This window comes from Streptosporangium lutulentum, assembly GCF_030811455.1.
GTDB classification, from domain to species: domain Bacteria; phylum Actinomycetota; class Actinomycetes; order Streptosporangiales; family Streptosporangiaceae; genus Streptosporangium; species Streptosporangium lutulentum.
In genome coordinates this window covers 4,356,353-4,379,158 of sequence record NZ_JAUSQU010000001.1, presented here as the reverse complement: position 1 = coordinate 4,379,158, position 22,806 = coordinate 4,356,353, and the positions used below count along the sequence as shown (strand labels likewise).

At 68.2% G+C, this 22,806-nt stretch carries 17 protein-coding genes and 4 tRNA genes; 10 read left to right on the top strand and 11 right to left on the bottom strand.

The window, feature by feature from the left end:
* Nucleotides 1-5 precede the first annotated feature (5 nt).
* The 3 genes from J2853_RS19565 to J2853_RS19555 form a co-directional block, all read right to left on the bottom strand.
* Entirely contained in the window at nucleotides 6-917 is a 912-nt protein-coding gene (locus tag J2853_RS19565; protein WP_307559948.1) for a carbohydrate ABC transporter permease, read from the bottom strand.
* 73 nt (nucleotides 918-990) lie between these two features.
* Entirely contained in the window at nucleotides 991-2,346 is a 1,356-nt protein-coding gene (locus tag J2853_RS19560) for an ABC transporter substrate-binding protein (protein ID WP_307559946.1), read from the bottom strand.
* Nucleotides 2,347-2,601: 255 nt separating this feature from the next.
* Nucleotides 2,602-3,615, bottom strand: coding sequence for a LacI family DNA-binding transcriptional regulator (locus J2853_RS19555; RefSeq protein WP_307559944.1), 1,014 nt, complete (start codon nucleotides 3,613-3,615; stop codon nucleotides 2,602-2,604).
* A gap of 1,053 nt (nucleotides 3,616-4,668) precedes the next feature.
* Here J2853_RS19555 and J2853_RS19550 point away from each other — a divergent pair.
* Both J2853_RS19550 and J2853_RS19545 read left to right on the top strand, forming a co-directional pair.
* Nucleotides 4,669-8,265: a galactose-binding domain-containing protein gene (locus J2853_RS19550; protein WP_307559942.1), complete on the top strand. Its 3,597-nt coding sequence runs from the start codon at nucleotides 4,669-4,671 to the stop codon at nucleotides 8,263-8,265.
* A gap of 312 nt (nucleotides 8,266-8,577) precedes the next feature.
* The gene (locus J2853_RS19545; protein ID WP_307559940.1) at nucleotides 8,578-9,006 is read left to right on the top strand and encodes a PPOX class F420-dependent oxidoreductase; all 429 of its coding nucleotides are present in this window, start codon (nucleotides 8,578-8,580) and stop codon (nucleotides 9,004-9,006) included.
* Between the two features lie 521 nt (nucleotides 9,007-9,527).
* Here the strand turns inward: J2853_RS19545 and J2853_RS19540 are convergent.
* A complete protein-coding gene (locus tag J2853_RS19540; RefSeq protein ID WP_307559939.1) occupies nucleotides 9,528-10,136 on the bottom strand; it encodes a flavin reductase family protein in 609 nt (202 codons plus the stop codon).
* A 339-nt stretch (nucleotides 10,137-10,475) separates the two neighbouring features.
* Between J2853_RS19540 and J2853_RS19535 the strand changes: the two genes are divergently transcribed.
* Entirely contained in the window at nucleotides 10,476-11,105 is a 630-nt protein-coding gene (locus tag J2853_RS19535; RefSeq protein ID WP_307559937.1) for a GNAT family N-acetyltransferase, read from the top strand.
* A 187-nt stretch (nucleotides 11,106-11,292) separates the two neighbouring features.
* Here the strand turns inward: J2853_RS19535 and J2853_RS19530 are convergent.
* The 3 genes from J2853_RS19530 to J2853_RS19520 form a co-directional block, all read right to left on the bottom strand.
* Nucleotides 11,293-11,367: transfer RNA gene (locus J2853_RS19530), tRNA-Val, on the bottom strand.
* A 13-nt stretch (nucleotides 11,368-11,380) separates the two neighbouring features.
* Nucleotides 11,381-11,451 (bottom strand) — tRNA-Cys (locus J2853_RS19525).
* Nucleotides 11,452-11,477: 26 nt separating this feature from the next.
* Nucleotides 11,478-11,549: transfer RNA gene (locus J2853_RS19520), tRNA-Gly, on the bottom strand.
* 134 nt (nucleotides 11,550-11,683) lie between these two features.
* On the opposite strand from J2853_RS19520, the gene hutH reads away from it, so the two are divergent.
* From hutH to J2853_RS19505, 3 genes are all read left to right on the top strand, one after another.
* Nucleotides 11,684-13,249 (top strand): histidine ammonia-lyase, encoded by a 1,566-nt coding sequence (gene hutH, locus J2853_RS19515; RefSeq protein WP_370879297.1) that lies wholly within the window; start codon nucleotides 11,684-11,686, stop codon nucleotides 13,247-13,249.
* 146 nt (nucleotides 13,250-13,395) lie between these two features.
* Nucleotides 13,396-14,394: a chorismate-binding protein gene (locus J2853_RS19510; protein WP_307559935.1), complete on the top strand. Its 999-nt coding sequence runs from the start codon at nucleotides 13,396-13,398 to the stop codon at nucleotides 14,392-14,394.
* A gap of 10 nt (nucleotides 14,395-14,404) precedes the next feature.
* Nucleotides 14,405-15,235, top strand: a complete 831-nt coding sequence (locus J2853_RS19505; protein WP_307559933.1) for an aminotransferase class IV — start codon at nucleotides 14,405-14,407, stop codon at nucleotides 15,233-15,235.
* A gap of 5 nt (nucleotides 15,236-15,240) precedes the next feature.
* Here the strand turns inward: J2853_RS19505 and J2853_RS19500 are convergent, their stop codons facing one another.
* On the bottom strand, nucleotides 15,241-16,629 hold the full coding sequence (locus tag J2853_RS19500) for an LVIVD repeat-containing protein (RefSeq protein WP_307559931.1): 1,389 nt from the start codon (nucleotides 16,627-16,629) through the stop codon (nucleotides 15,241-15,243).
* A gap of 85 nt (nucleotides 16,630-16,714) precedes the next feature.
* Here J2853_RS19500 and J2853_RS19495 point away from each other — a divergent pair, with 85 nt between their 5' ends.
* Nucleotides 16,715-17,326 carry a DUF305 domain-containing protein gene (locus J2853_RS19495; RefSeq protein ID WP_307559929.1) on the top strand — a complete coding sequence of 204 codons (612 nt, stop codon included), beginning with the start codon at nucleotides 16,715-16,717 and terminating at the stop codon, nucleotides 17,324-17,326.
* 225 nt (nucleotides 17,327-17,551) lie between these two features.
* Here J2853_RS19495 and J2853_RS19490 read toward each other — a convergent pair whose 3' ends face one another.
* The gene (locus J2853_RS19490) at nucleotides 17,552-17,968 is read right to left on the bottom strand and encodes an SsgA family sporulation/cell division regulator (protein WP_089210725.1); all 417 of its coding nucleotides are present in this window, start codon (nucleotides 17,966-17,968) and stop codon (nucleotides 17,552-17,554) included.
* Between the two features lie 458 nt (nucleotides 17,969-18,426).
* On the opposite strand from J2853_RS19490, the gene J2853_RS19485 reads away from it, so the two are divergent.
* Both J2853_RS19485 and J2853_RS19480 read left to right on the top strand, forming a co-directional pair.
* Nucleotides 18,427-18,498: transfer RNA gene (locus J2853_RS19485), tRNA-Val, on the top strand.
* A gap of 715 nt (nucleotides 18,499-19,213) precedes the next feature.
* A complete protein-coding gene (locus J2853_RS19480; RefSeq protein WP_307559926.1) occupies nucleotides 19,214-20,110 on the top strand; it encodes an LLM class F420-dependent oxidoreductase in 897 nt (298 codons plus the stop codon).
* Between the two features lie 146 nt (nucleotides 20,111-20,256).
* Here J2853_RS19480 and J2853_RS19475 read toward each other — a convergent pair whose 3' ends face one another.
* Nucleotides 20,257-20,859 (bottom strand): phosphatase PAP2 family protein, encoded by a 603-nt coding sequence (locus J2853_RS19475; RefSeq protein WP_307559925.1) that lies wholly within the window; start codon nucleotides 20,857-20,859, stop codon nucleotides 20,257-20,259.
* 216 nt (nucleotides 20,860-21,075) lie between these two features.
* Nucleotides 21,076-22,053: a 2,3,4,5-tetrahydropyridine-2,6-dicarboxylate N-succinyltransferase gene (gene dapD / locus J2853_RS19470; protein WP_307559923.1), complete on the bottom strand. Its 978-nt coding sequence runs from the start codon at nucleotides 22,051-22,053 to the stop codon at nucleotides 21,076-21,078.
* A gap of 94 nt (nucleotides 22,054-22,147) precedes the next feature.
* Here dapD and J2853_RS19465 point away from each other — a divergent pair, with 94 nt between their 5' ends.
* The gene (locus J2853_RS19465) at nucleotides 22,148-22,759 is read left to right on the top strand and encodes a glycoside hydrolase family 25 protein (protein WP_307559922.1); all 612 of its coding nucleotides are present in this window, start codon (nucleotides 22,148-22,150) and stop codon (nucleotides 22,757-22,759) included.
* Nucleotides 22,760-22,806: the final 47 nt, after the last annotated feature.

Below are 22,806 nucleotides of genomic sequence, written 5' to 3'. Positions count from 1 at the left end.
CCTCCTCAGTCGGCGTTGCGGGTCAGCCGCAGGTAGACGGCGGAGAACGCGGCGAGTACCACGAACAGCAGCACGCTCATCGCGGCGGCGAGCCCGAAGTCGTTGTTGACGGTGAACGCGTAGCGGTAGATCAGCACCATCACGGTGATCGTCTCTTCGTTGGTGGTGCCGGTGAGCTGGTACGGCTCCACGAAGACCTGCATCGTCGCGATGATCTGCAGGAGCAGCAGGACCAGGAGCACGAACCGCATCTGCGGCAGCGTCACGTGACGCACGCGCTGCCACACGCTCGCACCGTCGAGCTCGGCCGCTTCGTACAGCTCGCTGGGAATGGTGGACAGCCCGGCCAGATACATGATGGTGGCGCCGCCCATGTTCGACCAGGTCGACACCAGCACCAGCGAGATCATCGCCATCTTGGGCGACTGGGTCCAGTCCGAGGTGGGCAGGTGCAGGCTCTCCAGGACGGAGTTGAACAGGCCCGATCCGGGGTCGTAGAAGTACTGCCACAGCAGGACGCTGACGATGGGCGGCAGCATCACCGGGAGGTAGACCGCGATGCGGAAGTAGCCCTTGAGATGCCGGAACTCGTTGATCACCATGGCGACCACGAACGGCACCGCATAACCGAACACCAGCGCCAGCCCGGTGAACTCCAGCGTGTTCCGCCAGGCGGTGAAGAACAGCGGGTCGGCGAACAGGGCGCGGAAGTTGTCCAGGCCCACCCAGTACGGCGGGACGACCAGGTTGTCCTGCTGGAAGCTGAGGATGACGCCCTTGACCAGCGGATACCAGGAGAACAGGGCGAAGCTGGCGAGGCCGGCCGCGAGGAACAGGTAGGCCTGGAGATTGTCGCCGATCCTGCGGCGCAGCCGGTTCGGCCCGCGGTGGGCGCGGCTCGCGGTGATGACCGCCATCAAGTCTCTTCTTTCTTCCGAACGTGCGTTTCCGGGCCGCCGGGGACCGGCCGCCGAGAGCCCGGAAACCCCCTCACTTGACCGACGACAGGATCTGGTTGACCTGCTTCTCCGCATCGGTGAGCAACTGCCCGATGTCGGCGCTCGGGTCGGTCAGGACCTTCTGCATCACCGGGTCGAGCGCGGCGTAGACCTGCTGGGCGTTCGGCGGCTCCAGCTTCAGCGGGATCGTGGCGGTCGCGGCGGCGAAGGGCGCGAAGTTCTCCGACGGGATGTTGGCGTACTGCTTGGTCGCCTCGATCAGCTTCTGCTCCGACGCGCCGCTCCACACGTTGGGTTCGGGCAGGCCGACCGGAAGGCCCTTGGCCGCCGCGTTCTTGTTGTCGGACGCGATGCGGTCGGGGTTCTTCTTGAATGTCAGCCAGGTCAGACCGGCCTTGATCTTCTCCGGGCTCAGACCGGCCTTGAACATGTAGCCGGAGCCACCTCCCAGCGTGCCCTTGCCGTCGGGGATGGGGCCCAGGCCGTAGTCGGCGAAGGTGCCCTTGAACTGGTTGACGATGTTGGACATGTCGCCGGTCGAACCGACGTAGAGGCCCAGCTTGTCGGTGGCCATCAGCTTGATCAGATCGTCGTACTCGAGAAGCTGGCGCTTGCCCATGCTGTCGTCGGTGAAGCGCATGTCCTTGAGCTGCTGGAGGACCTGCCTGCCCTTGTCGTCGTTGAAGGCGGCCTTCCAGGTGTCGCCGTCCTTGACCGCGACGTCGCCGCCGATGGAGTAGACCTCGGCGGTGAAGTGCCAGCCCCCGGTGTTGGACTTGCTGTAGTCGCCGTAGCCGACGATGTCCTTGCCGAGCGCGCTGATCTTCTTGGCGTGCTCGCGGACCTCGGCCCACGTCACCGGAGGCTTGTTCACGTCGAGCCCGGCCCGCTGGTACAGCTTCCGGTTGTAGATCAGGCCGAGGGAGTAGTTCTCGTCGGGCAGGCCGTAGACCTTGCCGGCGGCGTCGGAGAAGACCTTCATCAGCCCGGGCTTGTAGTCCTTGGTCACCGGGAAGCCGGCGAGCTGGGTGCTGATGTCGGAGACCTGCCGCTTGGCGATCAGGTTCTGCGCGTCGGTGAGGTAGACGTAGAAGACGTCCTCAAGCTGGCCGCCGGCGAGCTTGGCGGAGAACGTCTGAGGGTCCATGAGACCCTCCTTGGCGTCGATCTTGATGTTCGGGTACTTCGCCTCGAACGCCTTGACGTCGGCCTCGAAGTGCGCCCGGTTGAACTCGTCGGTCGCCGCCGGCAGGCCGTTGACCGTGATGGTCACCGGCCCTCCGGCCACGGACTCGCTCTCCTGGGCGCCCCCGCACGCTGCCGTGGTCATGGTCACGCCGGCGGCGAGCACCAGCCCGAGTGCCCTGCCGCGCCTGGCTCGGTTCATCAGATGCGATCCCTTCGTGTACGAACACACCTGTATCTGCGCAGCCCGCATCGCCGGCGGAACGCATGTGCCGCCGTCTGTTCAAGGGGTGGTTGCCGACATGTCGCGTCGAGGTTTCGAGCGCTGAGGTGTAGCCAGAACGGTAAAACCATCGAGGCTAGAAGTCCATGGGTCAACGCAAAAAGTTGATAGGATCGACAGAGGAGAGCGCTTAAAACTGCAATTTGACGACAAGAGGGGGACCGGCATGGCCGGTCAGCGACGATCCCCCCGCCGGCACATGCCCGTCGAGCCGCGCACGATCAGCTCGGGATCGAACAGCACCTCGTCGACGGGCACGGCACGGCCGTCTATCTGCGACATCAGCGACGCGACCGCCGCGGTGCTCATCGCCTGGATCGGCTGGCGTACGGTCGTCAGCGGCGGATCCGTCACGTTCATCAGGGCGGAGTCGTCGAATCCCACCACCGACAGGTCGCCGGGAACGCTCAGGCCCTGCTTGCGCGCGGCCCGGATCGCGCCCAGCGCCAGGGCGTCGCTGGCGCAGATCAGCGCGGTGACCTCCTCTTTCAGCAGGCGCGTCGCCGCGGTGCCCCCGCCCTCCATCGAGAAGATCGTGTGGGCGACGCGCCCTCGCCATTCCCGATCGCCCCGCGCCTGCGCGTAGGCCGCGTACGCTGCGAGTTTGCGGACCGAGGGCACGTGCCCCACGGGGCCGAGAACCAGCCCGATCCGCTCGTGTCCCAGGGCCGTCAGGTGATCCAGCGCCTGATCGACGGCGACGCTGTCGTCCACGCAGACCCGGGGCACGTCGAGGTTCTCGTCCGCGGCGTTGATCAGGACGATCGGCAGCCGGCGTTCTCGCAGCGTGCGGCAGTGTTCGGGGCCGGCGTCGGCGTAGCTGCTGCCGATGAAGACGATGCCGCCGACCTGCTGGGCGAGCAACATCTCGATGTAGTTCGCCTCGGACACCCCGTCGGCCGTGCGGGTGCAGAGGACCGGCAGCAGGTTGCGCCGGATCAGCGCCGACACCACCAGCTCCGCGAAGGCGGGGAAGATGGGATTCTGCAGGTCAGGCAGGACGAGGCCGATGAGCGGGCCCCGTTCGTTGCGCAACTTGGCCGGGCGCTCGTACCCGAACACGTCGAGGGCCGTCAGCACCGAATCCTTGGTCGCCTGGGCGATGCCGGGCTTGTCGTGCAGCACGCGGCTCACCGTCGCCACGCTGACCCCGGCGAACTTGGCTACATCTGAAAGTCGTCTGGACACATCGCCACGTTACAACAGTTGGCGCAAAAATGAAGATCGACTGCGCAAGAAATTGACATAAAGAATTTCGCCATGCCGTTCCGGAGCCCGCCGGCATGCCGGGGCGCGGGTCCGGCGCTTCGGCGGCGGTCATGTTCCGGCCGGAGGGATTCCGGGCTCGGCGAGATCGGCGCGGAGGGTCCTCGCCGCGCCGGATCGGGGTCGGCCGGAACGGGGACGCGCGGGCGCCGAGCCCTCCCGGAGTGAGGCGGGATCTGACAGGTGCTGTCAGATCTCCGGGCGCCGACGGCGATTCACCTTCGGGCGCGAACGCGGCCCCGCTCCCGTCCGTCGCCGAGGGAGCCGGGAACTTCGCGTCGACCGGAAAGGCCATAACGGCCTTGGTCTGCTATGTCATAACAAGTCGAACTTCTTGAGCCGTTGACGTGGCCGTAGCACGTATGTAACCTTTGGCCAAAGCAATGTAAGAATTTTGCAAAGCTATATTCAGTTTCTTTCTATTCTCCGCAACTTCTGGCAGGAGTGCGCCGTAGCCGTGCGCCTGTCCCGTTCATCAACGGAGAGGCCCAGGTGATGTCGGTTTCGGCATTGCGCGGCCGGTCGCCGCCCTGGCGGCAGCGGTTGCAAAGACCGATCGTTCCCGAGTCGACGCGATCGGCGGGCCGTCACCCGGCCCGGATCGCGACAAGCGCTGTCAAGATCGCGACCGAGCCTGGCCGGAACGCCCGGGGTCGCCGTCACAGGTGACGCGGAAGAAGTCCCGGACACCGTTCTTCCGGCGCCGGGGCGAAACTCGACGTTCACAGACATCACCGGTTCCGCCGGTCACCTTCCCGTCCCGCCGGTGACACGGTGGGCGGCGCGGCTCCTCACGGCGAACGGAGCGAGACTCGCGGATCGGCATGGCGGGTCACACCCGCCGACCCGCTCACCGGACCCCCGAACACACTTCGCGAGCAAGGCACCACCCGTCGGTAAACGAGTGCATTCCGCGGCGGAGGTGAAAGCCTCCCCGCCACCCCCTGTCGTTACAGACGAGAGATAGAAGAAGCGATGAGAAAGAAGTACGTAACGGTGTTACGGCTGATCGCGGCGACACTCGCGGTCAGCCTGATCGCTCTCGCCGGGCCGGTCTCCCCGGCCTCCGCGGCCGGGCCCAACCTGGCGGCGGGGAAGACGGCCACGGTCAGCGGCGTCAGTGACGTCTACGGGGCCGGCAACCTCAACGACGGCAACCCGAGCACCTACTGGGAGAGCAACAACAACGCCTTCCCGCAGTGGGCCCAGATCGACCTCGGGGCCGTGACCAGCGTCAACCAGGTCATCCTGAAGCTGCCGCCGGCGACGGCCTGGGCCACCAGGACGCAGACCCTGTCGGTGCTGACGGGCACGAGCGGCTCGCCCACCACCACCACCGTCGGCTCCGCCGGATACACCTTCAACCCGGCGACCGGCAACACGGTGACGATCAACTTCACCGCGACCAACGCCCGATACGTGCGGGTGAACATCACCGGCAACACGGGCTGGCCCGCCGGTCAGCTCTCCGAGTTCGAGGTGTACGGTCCCGTCGGCTCCGGCAACGACACGACGGCTCCCAGCGCGCCGTCCAACCTGGCCTACACCCAGCCCGGCTCCGGCCAGATCAGGCTGACCTGGGGCGCCTCGACCGACCTCGTGGGCGTGACCGGTTACGACGTCTACGCCAACAACGCCCTGCGCGCCAGCGTGGCGGGCAACGTCCTGACCTACACCGACACCCAGCCGGCCACCGCGACGGTCTCCTACTACGTCAGGGCCAAGGACGCGGCGGGCAACCAGTCCTCGAACAGCAACACCGTCACGCGTACCGGCAGCGGCGGTGGCGGCGGCTCCAACCTGGCCGTCGGCAAGGCGATCACCGCTTCGGGCACGGTTCACACCTTCGTGGCCACGAACGCCAACGACAACAACACGGCGACCTACTGGGAGGGCAACGGCCAGCCCAGCACGATCACCGTGCAGCTGGGCTCGAACGCCTCCGTCAACTCGGTCGTGCTGAAGCTGAACCCCGACAGCTCCTGGGGGACGCGCACGCAGACCGTCCAGGTCCTCGGGCGTGAGCAGAACGCCACCGGCTTCACCAACCTGTCCTCGGCGACGGCCCACACCTTCAACCCCGCCACCGGGAACACCGTGACGATCCCCGTCACCGCCACGGTCGCCGACGTCCAGCTCAGGTTCACCACGAACACCGGCGCCCCCGCCGGCCAGGTCGCGGAGTTCCAGGTCATCGGCACTCCCGCCCCGAACCCGGACCTGACGATCACGGGCATGTCGGCGTCTCCCGCGTCCCCGATCGAGACCGACGCCATCACACTGGCGGCCACGGTCAGCAACGCCGGGACGGCGGCCTCCGGCGCGACGAACGTCAACTTCTATCTGGGAACCACCAAGGTCGGCACCGCCGCCGTCGGCGCGCTGGCGGCCGGGGCGACCGCCAACGTCTCCGCCAACGTCGGCCCTCGTGACGCGGCCACCTACCCGCTGAGCGCCAAGGTCGACGAGGCCAACGACGTCATCGAGCAGAACGAGGCGAACAACACCTTCACGAACCCGTCCTCGCTCGTCGTCAGGCCCGTCGACAGCTCGGACCTCGTCGCGGTGCCCAGCTGGACGCCGAGCAACCCGGCGAACGGCAACGTCGTCACCTTCTCCGTGCCGATCAAGAACCAGGGCAACGTGGCCTCCGCGGGCGGCGCCCACGCCATCACCCTGACGGTCGCCAACGAGGCCGGCACCGTTCTCCGTACGCTGACCGGCTCCTACAGCGGCGTGATCGCCGCCGGCGCCACCACGGCCCCGGTCAACCTGGGAACGTGGACGGCCGCCAACGGCAAGTACACCGTCAAGACGGTGCTGGCCGACGACGCCAACGAACTGCCGGTGAAGCGGGCGAACAACACCGGCACGCAGTCGTTCTTCGTCGGACGCGGCGCCAACATGCCCTACGACATGTATGAGGCCGAGGACGCCGTCACCGGCGGCGGCGCGGCCGTCGTCGGCCCGAGCCGGGACGTCGGCACCCTGGCGGGCGAGGCCTCCGGCCGCAAGGCCGTGACGCTGAACTCCAACGGCAGCTACGTCGAGTTCACCACCAAGGCCAGCACCAACACCCTCGTCACCCGGTTCTCCATCCCGGACGCGGCGGGCGGCAGCGGGATCAACTCCACCCTCAACATCTACGTCAACGGCACCTTCCTCAAGCCCATCGACCTGACCTCCAAGTACGCGTGGCTGTACGGCAACGAGGCGTCACCCGGCAACTCGCCGGGAGCGGGCGCACGTCACATCTACGACGAGGCCAACGTCATGCTCGGGACGACCGTCCCGGCCGGCAGCAAGATCAGGCTGCAGAAGGACCCCGCCAACACGACGACGTACGCGATCGACTTCATCAACCTGGAGCAGGTCGCGCCCATCGCCAACCCCAACCCCACCACCTACGCGGTGCCCACGGGCTTCGCGCACCAGGACGTGCAGAACGCGCTCGACCGGGTCCGGATGGACACCACCGGCACCCTCGTCGGCGTCTACCTGCCGCCGGGCACCTACCAGACGGCGAGCAAGTTCCAGGTGTACGGCAAGGCCGTCAAGGTGGTCGGCGCCGGTCCGTGGTACACCCAGTTCCGCGCTCCGACGACCCAGGACAACACCGACATCGGCTTCCGCGCGGAGGGATCGGCGGGAGGCTCCTCGTTCTCGAACTTCGCCTACTTCGGTAACTACACCTCACGCATCGACGGTCCGGGCAAGGTGTTCGACTTCGCCAACGTCGCCAACATCGTGATCGACAACATCTGGAACGAGCACATGGTCTGCCTGTACTGGGGCCTGAACACCGACCGGGTGACGATCAAGAACTCCCGTATCCGCAACATGTTCGCCGACGGCATCAACATGACGAACGGCAGCACGGACAACCTCGTCAGCAACAACGAGGCCCGCGCGACCGGAGACGACAGCTTCGCGTTGTTCTCGGCCATCGACGGCGGTGGATCCGATATGAGAGGCAACGTGTATGAGAACCTGACCTCGATCCTGACCTGGCGTGCCGCCGGTGTCGCGGTCTACGGCGGGTACGACAACGTGTTCAGGAACATCTACATCGCGGACACGCTGGTCTACTCCGGCATCACGATCAGCTCGCTCGACTTCGGCTACCCGATGAACGGCTTCGGCGCCAGCCCGCCCACCAGGTTCGAGAACATCTCGATCGTCCGCGCCGGCGGGCACTTCTGGGGAGGACAGACCTTCCCGGCGATCTGGGTCTTCTCCGCTTCGAAGGTGTTCCAGGGCATCCGCGTCAGCGACGTGGACATCGTGGACCCGACCTACAGCGGCATCATGTTCCAGACGAACTACGTGGGAGGCCAGCCGCAGTTCCCGGTCACGGACACGGTCTTCACGAACGTCTCCATCTCGGGTGCCCAGAAGAGCGGCGACGCCTTCGACGCCAAGTCCGGGTTCGGCATCTGGGCCAACGAGATGCCCGAGCCCGGCCAGGGACCCGCGGTCGGCTCGGTGACGTTCAACAACCTCAGGATGACCAATAACGCCGTGAACATCAGGAACACGACGTCCACCTTCACTATCAACGTCAACCCGTAGGAAAACCAGAAGCAGTCGACGACGCCGACAACGCCGCCACGTCGGCGGAGCCGACGACAGGGTGCCGCCGGAGGTCCGACCTCCGGCGGCACTCCTGTTCGGTCCCCCGGAGACCTCGGAGCGGCCCCCTCGTCCGCCGAGGCCCGCTGTCCTCGACGACCTCGGTCGCGAGCTCCTTGCCGTGCGCCGGGCACCGAGTCCTCCCGCACCCGGACGGCGCGTCAGGTCCCGGCCCGTCCCGGTGGACGCGAGGACGGCGCGGTCCGGCGAGGCGGTCGGCGATTCGGCGGGCGATGGTTGCAGGATGGAGACATGGCACAGAAAATGTCGAAGGAGCAGTGGCAGGCGTTCGTCTCGGAGGGGACCCGCACCGGCAAGCTGTCGACCGTACGGGTCGACGGGAGCCCGCACATCGCGCCCGTGTGGTTCCTGCTCGACGGCGACGACCTGATCTTCATGACCGGTCAGAGCACCGTCAAGGGCCGCAACCTGGCACGAGACTGCCGGGTCGCGATATGCGTCGACGACGAGCGGCCGCCCTTCGACTTCGTCACGATGCAGGGAAGGGCCGACCTCAGCGACGAGCCGAAAGCGCTCCGTGACTGGGCGACCCGGATCGCCGCCCGCTACATGGGCGCGGATCTGGCACAGGAGTACGGCGCCCGCAACGGCGTCCCCGGCGAGCTGCTGGTCCGGGTCCGCATCGAGAAGGTCGTCGCCTTCTCCGACGTCGCCGACTGACGCCGCGACACCGGCCGCGGCGGCTCGACGCGACGAACCCGTCACCGGCGTCGCCTTCCGCGACGACGGGGTGAATCAGCCGATCGAACACGCCGAGGAATCTCCAGGCCGGCGAACCCGGGCCGGCGGCCGTCGAGACCCGCTCACCGGCCACACCGGTGAGCGGGCCTTCTCCGATCTCATCGCGACCGATCAGGAGCTTCCCCCCGCCCGTCGTCCAGATCGCGTCGGACCGGAACAGGCCGACGAACTCGTCGGGAAGCTCGTTGTTCTGGGAGTGCTCGATCATGGCGACCACCCGCTTGATCGCCTCGATCTCGCGGGCCTGCTCGATGATCTCTGTTGTCTTCACCCGGACCACCTTGCTACCTCAAGCCAACATGAGGTCAGATCGCTTCTCAGACCTTCGAGGCCGGACGGAATGCGGGAGAACAGGACTTCGGGCGCCGGCGTGACCGGTTCGGCGTCGGCCGCGGCATGCTCGCCCGAACCGTGCCGGGGAAGCCTCCGGACTCAACGGGTCATTCGGCCTGCGGCTCCTCGTAAGGGATGCGGCTCAGGTGCAAGATCTCGCCCAGCGTCCCCCATTCGTCGCCGCCGAGCTTGGTCAACGGGCGCAGCCGCTCGGCGTCGGGCCGGCCGTTGACGATGTACTCCTCGTGCACCGACGCGAGGAAGACCCTGCCGAACACCAAGGTGGAGTTACCCATGCGCAGAGTGGTGTGTGAACGGCATTCCAGGACAACGGGAGAGGCGGCCACCCGGGGCGGTCGCACATGACGGCTGGCTTCGCGTTCGATTCCCGCGAAGCCGAATTCGCTCACGGTCCGGGGGAAATCGGTGGCGGTGGCCCGGATCAGGTTCAGCAGCGGTTCGGAGGAGAAGTTGACGACGAACTCTCCGGTGTCCTCGACGTTGCGCAGGGAGTCCTTGCGGCCGATCGAGGTGAACTGCACGATCGGGGGATCGGTGCTGGCGACGCTGAAGAAGGAGTGCGGAGCGAGGTTGTCCACCGCTCCGTCGGGTGTGACGGTGGAGACCCACGCGATCGGACGCGGAACGACGACCGAGGTCAGGAACCGGTAGAAAGCCGCCCCGCCCAGGACCTCGGGATCAAAGTCGACACGCATGCCGTTCAGTATTCATCGCGCTCACATCGCGTGGCGGCAGCCACGCGGAGCCGTTTCAGAGCTCATCGTGCGAACCCGAGGCCCGGAGACCGAAACATCGATGATGGGATCTGCGCTCCTGGGGGCCGTGTGCCAAGCGTGGTTGAGCCGCTGAGTGAGTTCGGCGTTGCCACGGGTACGGGGCAGAAGGTTCACAGGGCCCTGAGGGCTGATGGATTGACCGTGACCGTTCCTGGCACGGGGAGCTTCGTGGTCGACCACGAAGCGGGTGGTCCGCCGGAATCGACCAGCGATCAATTCGGATGCCGTACGGCAGGCGCACGGGGATAATCACCGGATATGCGCCACTGGCCTCTACTCGATCTTCGCCTCACCACGCCTCGCCTGGAACTGCGGCTGCCCTCTTTCGCGGACCTGGACGAGCTCGCCGACCGGGCACTGGAGGGGGTGCACGAGCCCGGCTTCATGCCGTTCCTCCACCCGTGGACAGAGGCCCCCGCCGACCAGTTGCCGCGCAACACGGTCAAGCACAACCTCGGGATGCTCGCCGCGTGGCGGCCCGAAGAATGGCAGGCCAACTTCGTCGTCGTGCACGACGGCCAGGTCATCGGCTCCCAAGGCGTCGGCGCGACGGACTTCGCGACCAGCCGGGAGGTCACCAGTGGCTCCTGGCTCGGGCGCGCCTGGCAGGGCAAGGGCCTGGGCACTGAGATGCGCGCCGCCGTCCTGAGCCTCGCCTTCGACGGGCTGGACGCAGAAACGGCCACTTCATCGGCGTTCGTGGACAACCCGGCGTCGTTGGCGGTCTCCCGGAAGCTCGGCTACCAACCGGACGGCATCACCACCCGGGTGGTTCAAGGCAAGCGCCGCATCGACCAGCGGCTCCGCGTGAATCGTTACGACTTCGTTTGCCCGGTCCCCGTTGAGGTTCACGGTCTGGACGCTTGTCTGTCCGACTTTGGTCTCTGAAGCGACCTTCATGGTGGTAAATCATGGAGCGTTCCGGTGAGCCGCCACGGGTCAGCACAACATCGGCACCGGTGCCGACAGGCACCGCGGACAACCCGGAACGACAAAAAGCCCCAGATTCTCGGTGTGTGCCGTGAACTGGGGCTTTGACTTTTTAACCAGGTCAGGCCTGGTCTGCCGTGGAGTGTGGTGGACGATACAGGGATTGAACCTGTGACCTCTTCCGTGTCAGGGAAGCGCTCTCCCGCTGAGCTAATCGTCCGTGCTGAAACCAGAGGTGGAGACGGGATTTGAACCCGTGTACACGGCTTTGCAGGCCGTTGCCTCGCCTCTCGGCCACTCCACCGAGTGGGGGACAGAAGTCCCTTTCCGAGCGGAAGACGGGATTCGAACCCGCGACCCTCACCTTGGCAAGGTGATGCTCTACCACTGAGCCACTTCCGCGTGTGCCTGCCAGGATCGGCTCGGCGTCACTGAGGGAACTCTAGCGAATACCCGGCTACTCCCCAAACCGAATAGGACCGGTATGTTGTGATGTAAGGAGCCAGCACCGGGTTCACCGGTTACCAATGCTTACTATGCGAGAGAGTGACGCCATGCGCGACAACGTGGTCGTGAACATCGGTCCGGAGCCGCTGAGCTTCGAAGAGGTCGTCCAGGTGGCCCGCCACGGCGCCGCCGTACGCCTCACCGACGACGCCGTGGCGGCGATGGCCGCCGCCCGCACCCGCGTGGACGAACTCGCGGAGAGCCCCACCCCCGCCTACGGGGTGTCGACCGGGTTCGGCGCCCTCGCCACCCGGCACATCGACCCCTCGCTCCGTGCCCAGCTGCAGCGCTCTCTGGTCCGCTCGCACGCCGCGGGATCGGGCCCCGAGGTGGAGATTGAGGTCACCCGGGCACTGATGTTGCTGCGCCTGCACACCCTGGCCACCGGTCACACCGGCGTGCGCCCGAAGACCGCCAAGGTGCTGGAGAGCCTGCTCAACGCGCGGATCACCCCGATCGTGCACGAGTACGGCAGCCTCGGCTGTTCCGGCGACCTCGCGCCGCTCTCCCACGTGGCCCTCACGATCATGGGCGAGGGGGTCGTCCGCGACGCCGCGGGCGAGCGCACGGACGCCGCCGAGGCGCTGAAGCAGGCGGGCATCGAGCCCGTCGAGCTGGCCGCCAAGGAGGGCCTGGCGCTCATCAACGGGACCGACGGCATGCTCGGCATGCTCATCTTGGCCATGGACGACCTCACCCGCCTGTTCAGGACCGCCGACATCAGCGCCGCCATGAGCGTGGAGGCGCTGCTCGGCACCGACCGCGTCTTCGCCGCCGACCTGCAGGGCCTGCGCCCGCACCCCGGGCAGGCCGCCAGCGCCGCCAACCTCCGGGCCCTGCTCAAGGACTCCGGGATCATGGAATCCCACCGGGACGGCACCTGCACCCGCGTCCAGGACGCCTACTCACTGCGATGCGCCCCGCAGGTCGCCGGAGCCGCCCGCGACACCCTCGCGCACGCCGCCTCCGTCGCCACGCGCGAGCTCGCCTCCGCGATCGACAACCCGGTGGTCCTGGCCGACGGCCGGGTGGAGTCCAACGGCAACTTCCACGGCGCCCCGGTCGGCTACGTGCTCGACTTCCTCGCCATCGCGGTCGCGGACATGGCGAGCATCTCCGAGCGCCGTACCGACCGCATGCTGGACGTGGCCCGCAGCCACGGCCTGCCCGCCTTCCTCGCCGACGACCCCGGCGTGGACTCCGGCCACATGATCGCCCAGTACACCCAGGCCGCGATCGTCTCCGAGCTCAAGCGCCTGGCCGTGCCCGCGAGCGTGGACTCCATCCCGAGCTCCGCCATGCAGGAGGACCACGTCTCCATGGGCTGGTCGGCCGCGCGCAAGCTGCGCCGCTCGGTGGACGGCCTCACCAGGGTCCTCGCGGTGGAGATCCTCACCGCGGCCCGGGCGCTGGATCTGCGGGCGCCGCACCGGCCCGCCCCCGCGACCGGGGCCGTGGTGGCCGCCCTGCGTGAGACCGTCCCCGGCCCCGGACCGGACCGGTTCCTGGCCCCGGAGATCGAGACGGTGGTTCAGCTCGTCGCCGACAACACGGTCGCCGCCGCCGCGGAGTCGATCACCGGCCCTCTGTCGTAGCCGCCGGCGTCATCCGTCCGCGGGCGTGGTCGCCGGCGTCACCCACCTGCGGGTGTGGGTCGCCGGCGTCGCCCGCCCGCGGCCCGCGCCGGTGCGCTTTCTCGCGAGGATGACGAGTCAAGCGAAGATGGCGGGACAATAGAGGCGTGCATGGTTCATTTGCGCATGTCACTGGGTACTTGGCGACCCGGCTCCGCGACGTCACCACCGATCTGGCGGCGCTCGACGGCGAGGGCTGGTGGGCCGTCGTGGTCGACTACGAGGGCAAGGTGACGTGTGCCAGGTTCGACGACGTCCGGCTGGCGCCGCTGCCCTCGCCGCGCGGCCCCTGGCGGGGACCGCATCCGTCGTCGTGGAGCAGCTCGCTGGACCGGGCCGCCTACGAGGACGGCGTGCGCCGCATCCGCGATCACATCGAGCGGGGTGACGTCTACCAGGCCAACCTGTGCCGGGTGCTGAGCGCGCCCCTGCCGGGGAGCCCGGACCCGCTGGCGCTGGCCGTACGGCTGGCGGAGGGCAATCCCGCGCCCTATGCGGCGACGGTGAGCCTGCCGGAGGTGAGCGTCGTGTCCGCCTCCCCGGAGCTCTACCTGTCCAGGGACGGCGACGTGATCGAGTCCAGGCCGATCAAGGGGACCGGGGTCACGGCGGAGGACCTGCTGGAGAAGGACTACGCGGAGAACGTGATGATCGTCGACCTGGTCCGCAACGACCTGGGCCGGGTCGCCGAGGTCGGCTCGGTGAGCGTGCCCGCGCTGTGCGAGGTGGAGGAGCATCCGGGTCTCGTGCACCTGGTCTCCACGGTCCGGGCGCGGCTCGCGCCGGAATACGGCTGGCCCGAGCTGTTCTCCGCGACGTTTCCTCCGGGTTCCGTGACCGGGGCCCCGAAATCCTCCGCCCTGCGGATCATCGATGAGCTCGAACCGGAGCGGCGAGGGCCGTACTGTGGAACGGTGGGCTGGGTCGACGCCGACCGGCGCCGGGCATCGCTGGCCGTGGGAATCCGCACGTTCTGGCTCTCGCCCGGTGAAATCCACTTCGGTACGGGCGCGGGCATAACCTGGGGTAGCGATCCGCGCCGCGAGTGGGACGAGACCGAGTTGAAGGCCTCCCGGCTCATCGCGCTGGCTTCCACATCAGCTTAGAAGGAGTCGCATGAACGTACCCGTATGGGTTAACGGGGCACTTATCCCTCCGGATCAGGCCATCGTCTCAGTCTTCGATCACGGACTGATGGTCGGTGACGGAGTGTTCGAGACGATCAAGTGCATGAACGGAGCCTCGTTCGCCCTCACCCGTCATCTGGACCGGCTTCGGCTGTCGGCTCAGCGCATGGACCTGCCCGAGCCCGACGTGGACGCGATCGCCGCCGGTATCCGCGCCTGCCTTGCGGAGGCGCCGCCGTGGCCGCTCGGCAGGATCCGCGTCACCTACACCAGCGGTCCGGGACCGCTCGGCTCCGACCGCGGTGACCAGGGCTGCACGGCCGTGGTGATCGTCGGTGAGCAGGCGCCGTTCCCCGCCACCGCGGACGTCACCGTCGTGCCCTGGCCGCGCAACGAGCGCGGCGCGCTCGCGGGCGTCAAGAGCACCTCCTACGGCGACAACGCCAAGGCCCTGCTCTACGCCAAGACGAGGGGCGGCGCGGAGGCGATCTTCGAGAACCTCGCGGGTGACCTCTGCGAGGGCACCGGCAGCAACGTCTTCATCGTGCGCGACGGCCGGCTGATCACTCCCACGCTCGCCTCGGGCTGCCTGGCCGGGGTCACCCGCGCGCTGACGCTGGAGTGGTGCGGGGGCACGGAGGAGGATGTCCCGCTGTCGGCCCTCTACGAGGCCGACGAGGCGTTCCTGACCTCCACCACCCGTGACATCCAGCCGATCCGCGCGGTCGACCAGACCGTGCTGCCGGCCGCTCCGGGCCCGATCACCGCCAAGGCGATGAAGATCTTCGCCGAGCGCGGAGCCGCCGACCTCGACCCCTGAGGGGATCAGTCCGGGTAGGACATCTGGGTCTGGGCGTTCAGTTCCCTCATCGTGACCTTCTTGGCCGGGTCGGTCAGCGGGTCGTCGACGCGGAGCACGTCCAGGCCCCTGGTGATGTCACTGGAGTAGATGTAGCCGTTGTAGTAGTAGGCCGACCAGGAGCCGCCGAGCCCCTCGACCGGGCCGCGCTCGAAGAAGCCGATCTCCTTGGGCTCGGCGGTGAAGTCCACGATCGACACTCCGCCCTGGTACCAGGCCTGGACCAGGATGTCCTTGCCGGGGACCGGCATCAGCGAACCGTTGTGCGCGACGCAGTTCTCCGTGGGGTCCTGCTCCCGGGGGATCTTGAAATAGCCGCGCAGCTTGAGCGTGCGGTCCGGGGTGAGGTCGTACACGGCGTTCGCCCCCTTGGTCTTCGGGGTGTCGGCGTCGCAGGTCGCGCTCCCGCCGCCGCCCAGCTCGTCGCCGAACACGACCTTGGTGGCGGAGTTGTTGAACGTCGCCGAGTGCCAGATCGAGAAGTTCTCCTCGTCGCTCACGCGCTGGAGCACCGTGGGCTTGACCCGGTCGGAGATGTCCAGCAGGAACCCGTCGCCGAAGCAGGCGGCGGCGGCCAGGTCCTTCTCCGGGTAGACCGTGATGTCGTGGCAGCCGCTGGCGATCTCCTCCTGGCCGCTCTGCCCGGAAAGCTTGGGTTGCGACACCACCTTGGCGGCGGACGGGTCCTTGACGGGCACCTCGACCACGGAGATGTTGTTGTGCGGGGCCGGGCAGGTCGCCGACTGTTCGGGGCCGGGGGAGGAGACGTAGAGGTAGACCGTGTCCGGGTTCTTGCCGGGGACGACCGTGTGGGTGTGGGAGCCGCATTCCGTGCGGACCGCCGAGACGAACGTGGGATGGGCCTTGTCCGTGATGTCGAAGATCCGGATGCCCTCCCAGCCGGTGCCCCGCTGCTCCGCGCTGTCGCACTCCGGCCCGACGCGCGCCGCGTCGAGGGACAGGAACAGCAGGTTCCCGCTCACGGAGATGTCGTTCTGCTCGCCGGGGCAGAGCACCCGGCTGACCGCGGTGGGCTTGGCGGGGTCGGAGATGTCGAACACGCTGAAGCCGTCGAAGTTGCCGACGAACGCGTGATCGCCCTGGAAGGCGAGATCGGTGCCCCAGGCCTGGGGGCCGTCGAGCGGCGCCTGGGGTGGCACGTTGGCCACATGTGTGACATTGGCGCTCTTGATGACCTCTTCCGAGCCCTCGGGGGAACCCGAGGGCGAGGGGTCCCCGGAGGCCGTCGCGCCCGTCGAGGTGGCGGCGACCGGCGGATCCGCGGGCCCGGGATCCGCGGCGCATCCGGCCACCAGAACTAACGCGCACAGGCCGGATGCCACGGTCGATCGCACAGTGCCCCCATCGAGTCGGCTCTTTTGCCCCATTATTAAAACTATGCGGAGGTTGCGTCTGCCGGATCGGATTATTGTTGCGATCTTGATCGCATCGGGTCTCGTCGGCTGCGCGGCGGCCGAACCGGAGCCGCGGACCCCGCTTGTCGCGGGCACCGGCGCACCGGTGATCATCCCGGGCGGCCCCGGCGACGCGGGCCGTACGGCACGGCCGGGGGAGGATCTCGGAGAGTCCGAGGCGAGGGTCACGGCGGCCGACGTGAGGTTCGCCGAGGGCATGATCCCGCACCACCGGCAGGCGCTGGAGATGGCCGCGCTGGTGCGGCCCAGATCGTCCTCACCGGTCCTGTGGAAACTCGCCGAGCGGATCACCGCCGCCCAGCGGCCCGAGATCGCGGCCCTGACGTCCTGGCTGGAATCGGCCGGTCGGCCGGCGCCGGACGGTCACGACGGCCATGACGGCCACGTGATCACGCAGGAGCAGACGAACCGGCTCAAGGCGGCCAGGGGGGTGGAGTTCGACAGGCTCTTCCTGAAGCTGATGATCGTTCACCATGAGGCGGCGATGACGATGGCCAGGGAGCAGATCGGGGAGGGCACGGATCGGATCATGCTGACGATGGCCAAGGACGTCGCCTCCGGCCAGGCCGTCGAGATCACCCGGATGCGCGGGGAGTTGCTCAGGCTGGGCGGCTAGACCGCGCGGCGGCCCGGACGGCGGGCTCCACGGCGGCCTGGGGACCGGGTGCGCGGCGATTCGGCGTCCGGCCTCTGTGACGCGAGATCCGCGAGCCCGGAGGCCGGGCTCGCGGATCTCGGCGGGCGGACGTGAGGGTCACGCGGCGGGGGGCGTGTCCCCCGCCGCGGCGAGGCGGCCGGGGCGCGCCAGGGGCGGCCGGGGAGGCGGCGGCCGCCGGATGGGTCAGGAACTCCAGAGCATGTTGCTGAGCTCGGCGTCGAGATCCATGAAATCGGTCTCGCGACCCGCCGGGACCAGCTCGTACGTCCGGTGCAGGAACTCCGTGAGCGGAGCCAGCGGCACCTCGAACAGGGCCTGTCCGAACGGCGACGTGAGGCTGATGTGCAGGGTGCGCTCACCATCGGCACGCGCGGGCCACACCTGGACGTCTCCGTCGCCCACGCGCCGCACGATGCCGACTGTCAGCAACTCACGGGCAAAGATCCACTCGACCGGTTCGTCGTTCCCCACGTGGAAGGCCATCCGGATCGCGTATGGATCGTCGGCCGTGTAGCTGAGTCCGGCTAGCAGGGGGACGGTGGTACGGTCGGGGACCACAAGCCGAAGGCCCAGCTCGGCAGAGACGGTGGAGCTGTTCATCGTCAGCCAAACCTTTTCGTCGTCGGTCCCCTCTTCGGGGCTTTTGATGCTCTGACGGACTTCGTCCCGAGCTATGCACGCGGAACAAAGAAACCTGTAGGAAAGATTCCGCCTCCACGCCCTTCTGTAACACACATCACAGCGCGACATTTGGGCATCTACCTGGCTAAACATCACCAACAGGGCCGTATTTACAAGGGTTTTGCGTATCGTTTTGGTCACCGTCGACTCCCCGCTAGGGCGTCTCAGGAGATAGGGGTCTAGCTCGGGTCGTTCGGTGCTTCTGTGGATCAGGACGATGCTATGACACCGTAGCCCCCTGCCGGATGCATCCCCAGACCTTTGCTTCACCGATCCTGTCACCTCCAAGATCATCTTGGTGGTCGGGACCGCTTCGCGAGCGGTCTCGGAGTGCGGTATGGTTTCTCACGTCGGCATCGAGAGGTCGCCGACGGGGCGGGCGATTAGCTCAGCGGGAGAGCGCTTCGTTCACACCGAAGAGGTCACTGGTTCGATCCCAGTATCGCCCACAGTAGTAAGACGCAGGTCGGAGCCCGACGGACTACATGGTCCGTCGGGTTTTCCATGCCCGGGGATTCCTCTGGAAGAACCCCGGGAAGTCAAGATCATTTTAGATGGCCCCCTGTGGGGAGGGTTCCGATTCCTCGCCCGGGGCGGGGCAAAGCCGGGTCCGAGCCCCCGTTCGCCGGCGCGGCCGGACCGTTCTCCGGTGGATTTTCCGGCGGGGTCGCCGGTGACGAGCCGCCGGAGAGGTGAGTCGGCCGGGCGGGTCGGAGGGTGATTTTCTCCGATAGGTCATGGCGAGTACGCATGACTATCCATGCATTGAAATGCGAACCATTCAGTCGCTCTTGTCTGATTTCGTAACTCTCGCACCTTATCTGCCCTGAGTGCATTAATGATGTCTTTGACCGTTTATTGCCATAATGATGACTGTTGTAGACGTTTGACCTTAGTCGCCGCGGCGGCGCATCCGCCGCGCCGGTCATCCCGGGGACATCCCGTGCGCCCCGCCCTCCATTGCCGGAGGAGGCCGCAGGCCTTTTCCGGCAATGGAGGGCTCGTCTCCCGTCTCCCGTCGCTTCGGTGGCCGCGAGTCCGTCCGGCCGCCCATGACGATCGCGGGCCCGGATGATCGAACGGGCCCGGATCGCCTGCGGGGCGGTCGATCGGGGCCGCTGGGCCCTACACTGAACGAAAAATCTAGAATGAGGTTCGGTAGCGATGCGATTCGGACTGTTTCTCAACGAGCCCAAGGGGCCGGACGCGCTGAGCAAGCTGCGGGAGCGAGTCGCCCGTGGGGCCGACGAGGGCTTCTCCTCGGCCTGGGTGTCCAACATCTTCGGCCTGGACGCGCTGACCGCGCTCGCGGTGGTCGGCAGCCAGGTGCCCGGGATCGAGCTCGGCACCGGCGTCGTGCCGACCTACCCCCGTCATCCGGCCGCGCTCGCCCAGCAGGCGCTCACGGTCAACGCCGCCGTGGACGGACGGCTCGCGCTCGGCATCGGCCTCTCGCACCAGATGGTGATCGAGGGCATGTACGGCTACAGCTTCGACAAGCCCGCCCGGCACATGCGCGAATACCTGTCCGTCCTGATGCCGCTCGTCCGCGGGGAGAAGGCGTCCTTCGAGGGGGAGACCCTCAAGGCGAACATCGAGCTGTCGACACCGGGCACGGGGAACATGCCCGTGCTCCTCGCCGCGCTGGCCCCTCGCATGCTCAAGCTGGCCGGCGAGGTGGCCGACGGCACGGTGCTGTGGATGACCGGCCCCAAGACCGTGGCCGAGCATGTCGTGCCCGCCATCACCGAGGCCGCCCGGGCGGCCGGCCGTCCCGCGCCCAGGATCGTGTGCACGCTGCCCATCTGCGTCACCGACGACGTCGAGGCGGCCAGGGCGGAGGCCTCGGCGAAGTTCGCGATCTACGGCCACCTGCCGTCCTACCGGGCGATGCTCGACAGGGAGGGCGTCGAGGGCCCGGGCGGAGTGGCGATGGTCGGCGACGAGGACGCCGTGGCCGCCCAGATCGAGGCGCTCGCCGAGATCGGGGTCACCGACTTCGTCGCCGCCGAATACAGCCGTGACGGGCGGACCAGGGAGTTCCTCAAGACCCTGCTCTGAGGGATCTTCCCCCGGGAGCCGGGAGCCGGGAGCCGGGAGCCGGGAGCCGGAGGGCCGGGTGCCGGGGAGGCCGAGGGCCGAGGGAGTGAGGGGCTGAGAGGCCGAAGGACCGAAGACCGAGCGGGTAAGGCCCCTCCGGGCCCCGGTCAGGGGCCGAAGCCGCTCAGGACCGCCCAGGCCGTACCGGCGCCGATGAGGACTCCGGCGACGACCTGGGCCGGGGTGTGGTGGGTGAGCCGTACCCGGGCCCAGCACACCGTCGCCACGAGCAGCGCGCCCACGACGAGGGTCGGCACGGCGGGTAACACGTGGGCGAGCACCACGACGGAGCCCGCCGACACGGCCGCGTGGAAGGAGATCTTCCACGCGAGGGTGACCGGGACCGTCACCGCGAGCGCGGCCAGCATCGCGGTGACCGTGGCGACCAGCAACCGGGGAGCGCCCAGGAGGATCAGCAGCACCAGCGCCACGAGCACCGCCGCCACCGCCACCAGCAGCGGCCCCGTCCGGCTCGCCCGGTCCACGAGGTGATGGGAGTCCAGCCGCCCCGAACGGACCCCGGCCAGGATCACCCCGGCGGGGACGCCGCCGCACAGGGCCGAGGCCACCAGTCCCCAGGCCGCCCCCGGCCACCCGTCGGCCAGCAGCCCGACGAGCGGAGGCAGCCCGATGACCAGAACCTGTGGCGCGAACAGCCCGGTCACCCACCGGGCGACCGCCGTTGTGGTCGCCGTTTCCTGACCGGTCATCGAATTCCTTCCGTGCCTGTGCGGAAATCCCTGGGCTTCCGCCCCGGGGAGGGAGAACCGCTCCCCTCGGGGTGAGGTCCGTGGGTCACCACCGTCAGGTGGGAGGTCAGGGATCGGATCCCGGCACGTCGTCGATCGCGGGCGGGTCCGGGGGAGGGGCGGCTCGGTGAGCCGGTCCCGCCCCGCGAACCACACCCGCCCCACGGGTTCCGCGGGTCAGTCGTTGGAATGCAGGATGCTGTTGAGCTCCGGGCCGGTGCCCTGGCGGGGGACGACCTCGACGGCGCCGGAGGTGGAGTTGCGGCGGAACAGCAGTCCGGAGGCGCCGGAGAACTCCGAGGCCTTGGCCACCCGGCCGTCGGGGAGGGTCACCTTGGTCCCTGCGGTGACGTAGAGGCCGGCCTCCACGACGCAGTCGTCGCCGAGGGAGATGCCGATGCCGCTGTTGGCGCCGAGCAGGCAGCGCTGCCCGATGGAGATGACCTGCTTGCCGCCGCCGGACAGGGTGCCCATGATGGAGGCGCCGCCGCCGACGTCGGAGCCGTCGCCCACGACGACACCCGCCGAGACGCGGCCCTCGACCATGGAGGTGCCCAGGGTCCCGGCGTTGAAGTTGACGAAGCCCTCGTGCATCACCGTCGTGCCACTGGCCAGGTGCGCGCCGAGGCGGACGCGGTCGGCCTCGGCGATCCGGACGCCGCCGGGCACCACGTAGTCGACCATCCGGGGGAACTTGTCGATGCCGTAGACGGTCACCTGGCCGCGGGCGCGCAGGCGCAGCCGTACCTCCTCGAAGCCCTCGACCGCGCAGGGGCCGTGGCTGGTCCACACGACGTTGCTCAGCAGGCCGAACAGCCCGTCCAGGTTCTGGCCGTGCGGCTGGACGAGGCGGGCCGACAGCAGGTGGAGGCGGAGGTAGGCGTCGTGCGCGTCGACGGGGGCCTCCGACAGCTTGGTGATCCCGGTGTACACCGCGACCACCTCGACGCCGCGGTCCTCGTCGGGGCCGAGCAGTGCCGCGGCCCCGGAGCCGAGCGCCTCGACGGCCTCGGAGGCGCTCAGCCGCCTGGTGCCGGGCGAGGACGGCTCGCCCAGCTGAGGAGAGGGGAACCAGGTGTCGAGCACGGTTCCGCCGGACGTTATGGTCGCGATGCCGGCGCCGTGGGCACCGGAGGTCTGGGCTGCTGCGTTCACGCCGCCCAAGCCTAGTCAAAGTCGGCGCAATGGCAGTACGCCGAGGGAGCGTCGGGCGTGTACGGGAGGATCTCCGCCGGTTAGCGTGACCGCCATGTTGAACGGCATCGATGTGTCGAACTGGCAGGGCGTCGTCGACTGGGGGCGTCATGCCAGGGCGGGGGTCGCCTTCGCCTTCGCCAAGGCGACCGAGGGGGTCACCTTCACCGACCCGTGGTTCGTCAGGAACTGGACGGGCATGCGGGAGAGCTGGATCGTCTGCGGGGCCTACCATTTCGCGCGTCCGTCGGGCAATCCCGAGGCCCAGGTGGGGCACTTCCTGAGGGCCGTGGGGCAGGCGGGCGGGCTGCACCGCGGCGATCTGCTGGCGCTCGACCTGGAGACCAACGATCACCTGCCCGCCCCCAAGGTGGCCCGCTTCGCCCGGCGCTGGTGCGACGCGGTCATCGAGCAGGCCGGGGTGAGGCCGGTGATCTACACGTTCCTCTCGTTCGCGCGCAACGGCAACTGCGCGGGGCTGGAGGGATATCCGCTCTGGATCGCCGCGCCCGACCATCCGCGGGGCAGGCCGGAGGTTCCGGTGCCGTGGAGCAGCTGGACCATCCATCAGCACTCCAACAGGCCGGTGGACCGCAATGTGTTCCGCGGCACCCGGGCCGACCTCACCTCATTGGGGTATCGCCCGCGCCGGAGCCGGGATGCCTGAGATATCGCGCTGCGAGCACCGGTAGCATCGAGGTTCAGACCAACCTT

Excerpts from the sequence above, each read along its gene's own strand:
- J2853_RS19565 (WP_307559948.1), bottom strand. The coding sequence starts at position 917 with ATGGCGGTCATCACCGCGAGCCGCGCCCACCGCGGGCCGAACCGGCTG.
- J2853_RS19560 (WP_307559946.1), bottom strand. The coding sequence starts at position 2,346 with ATGAACCGAGCCAGGCGCGGCAGGGCACTCGGGCTGGTGCTCGCCGCC.
- J2853_RS19550 (WP_307559942.1), top strand. The coding sequence starts at position 4,669 with ATGAGAAAGAAGTACGTAACGGTGTTACGGCTGATCGCGGCGACACTC.
- J2853_RS19545 (WP_307559940.1), top strand. The coding sequence starts at position 8,578 with ATGGCACAGAAAATGTCGAAGGAGCAGTGGCAGGCGTTCGTCTCGGAG.
- J2853_RS19540 (WP_307559939.1), bottom strand. The coding sequence starts at position 10,136 with ATGCGTGTCGACTTTGATCCCGAGGTCCTGGGCGGGGCGGCTTTCTAC.
- J2853_RS19535 (WP_307559937.1), top strand. The coding sequence starts at position 10,476 with ATGCGCCACTGGCCTCTACTCGATCTTCGCCTCACCACGCCTCGCCTG.
- hutH (WP_370879297.1), top strand. The coding sequence starts at position 11,684 with ATGCGAGAGAGTGACGCCATGCGCGACAACGTGGTCGTGAACATCGGT.
- J2853_RS19505 (WP_307559933.1), top strand. The coding sequence starts at position 14,405 with ATGAACGTACCCGTATGGGTTAACGGGGCACTTATCCCTCCGGATCAG.
- J2853_RS19490 (WP_089210725.1), bottom strand. The coding sequence starts at position 17,968 with ATGAACAGCTCCACCGTCTCTGCCGAGCTGGGCCTTCGGCTTGTGGTC.
- J2853_RS19480 (WP_307559926.1), top strand. The coding sequence starts at position 19,214 with ATGCGATTCGGACTGTTTCTCAACGAGCCCAAGGGGCCGGACGCGCTG.
- J2853_RS19475 (WP_307559925.1), bottom strand. The coding sequence starts at position 20,859 with ATGACCGGTCAGGAAACGGCGACCACAACGGCGGTCGCCCGGTGGGTG.
- J2853_RS19465 (WP_307559922.1), top strand. The coding sequence starts at position 22,148 with ATGTTGAACGGCATCGATGTGTCGAACTGGCAGGGCGTCGTCGACTGG.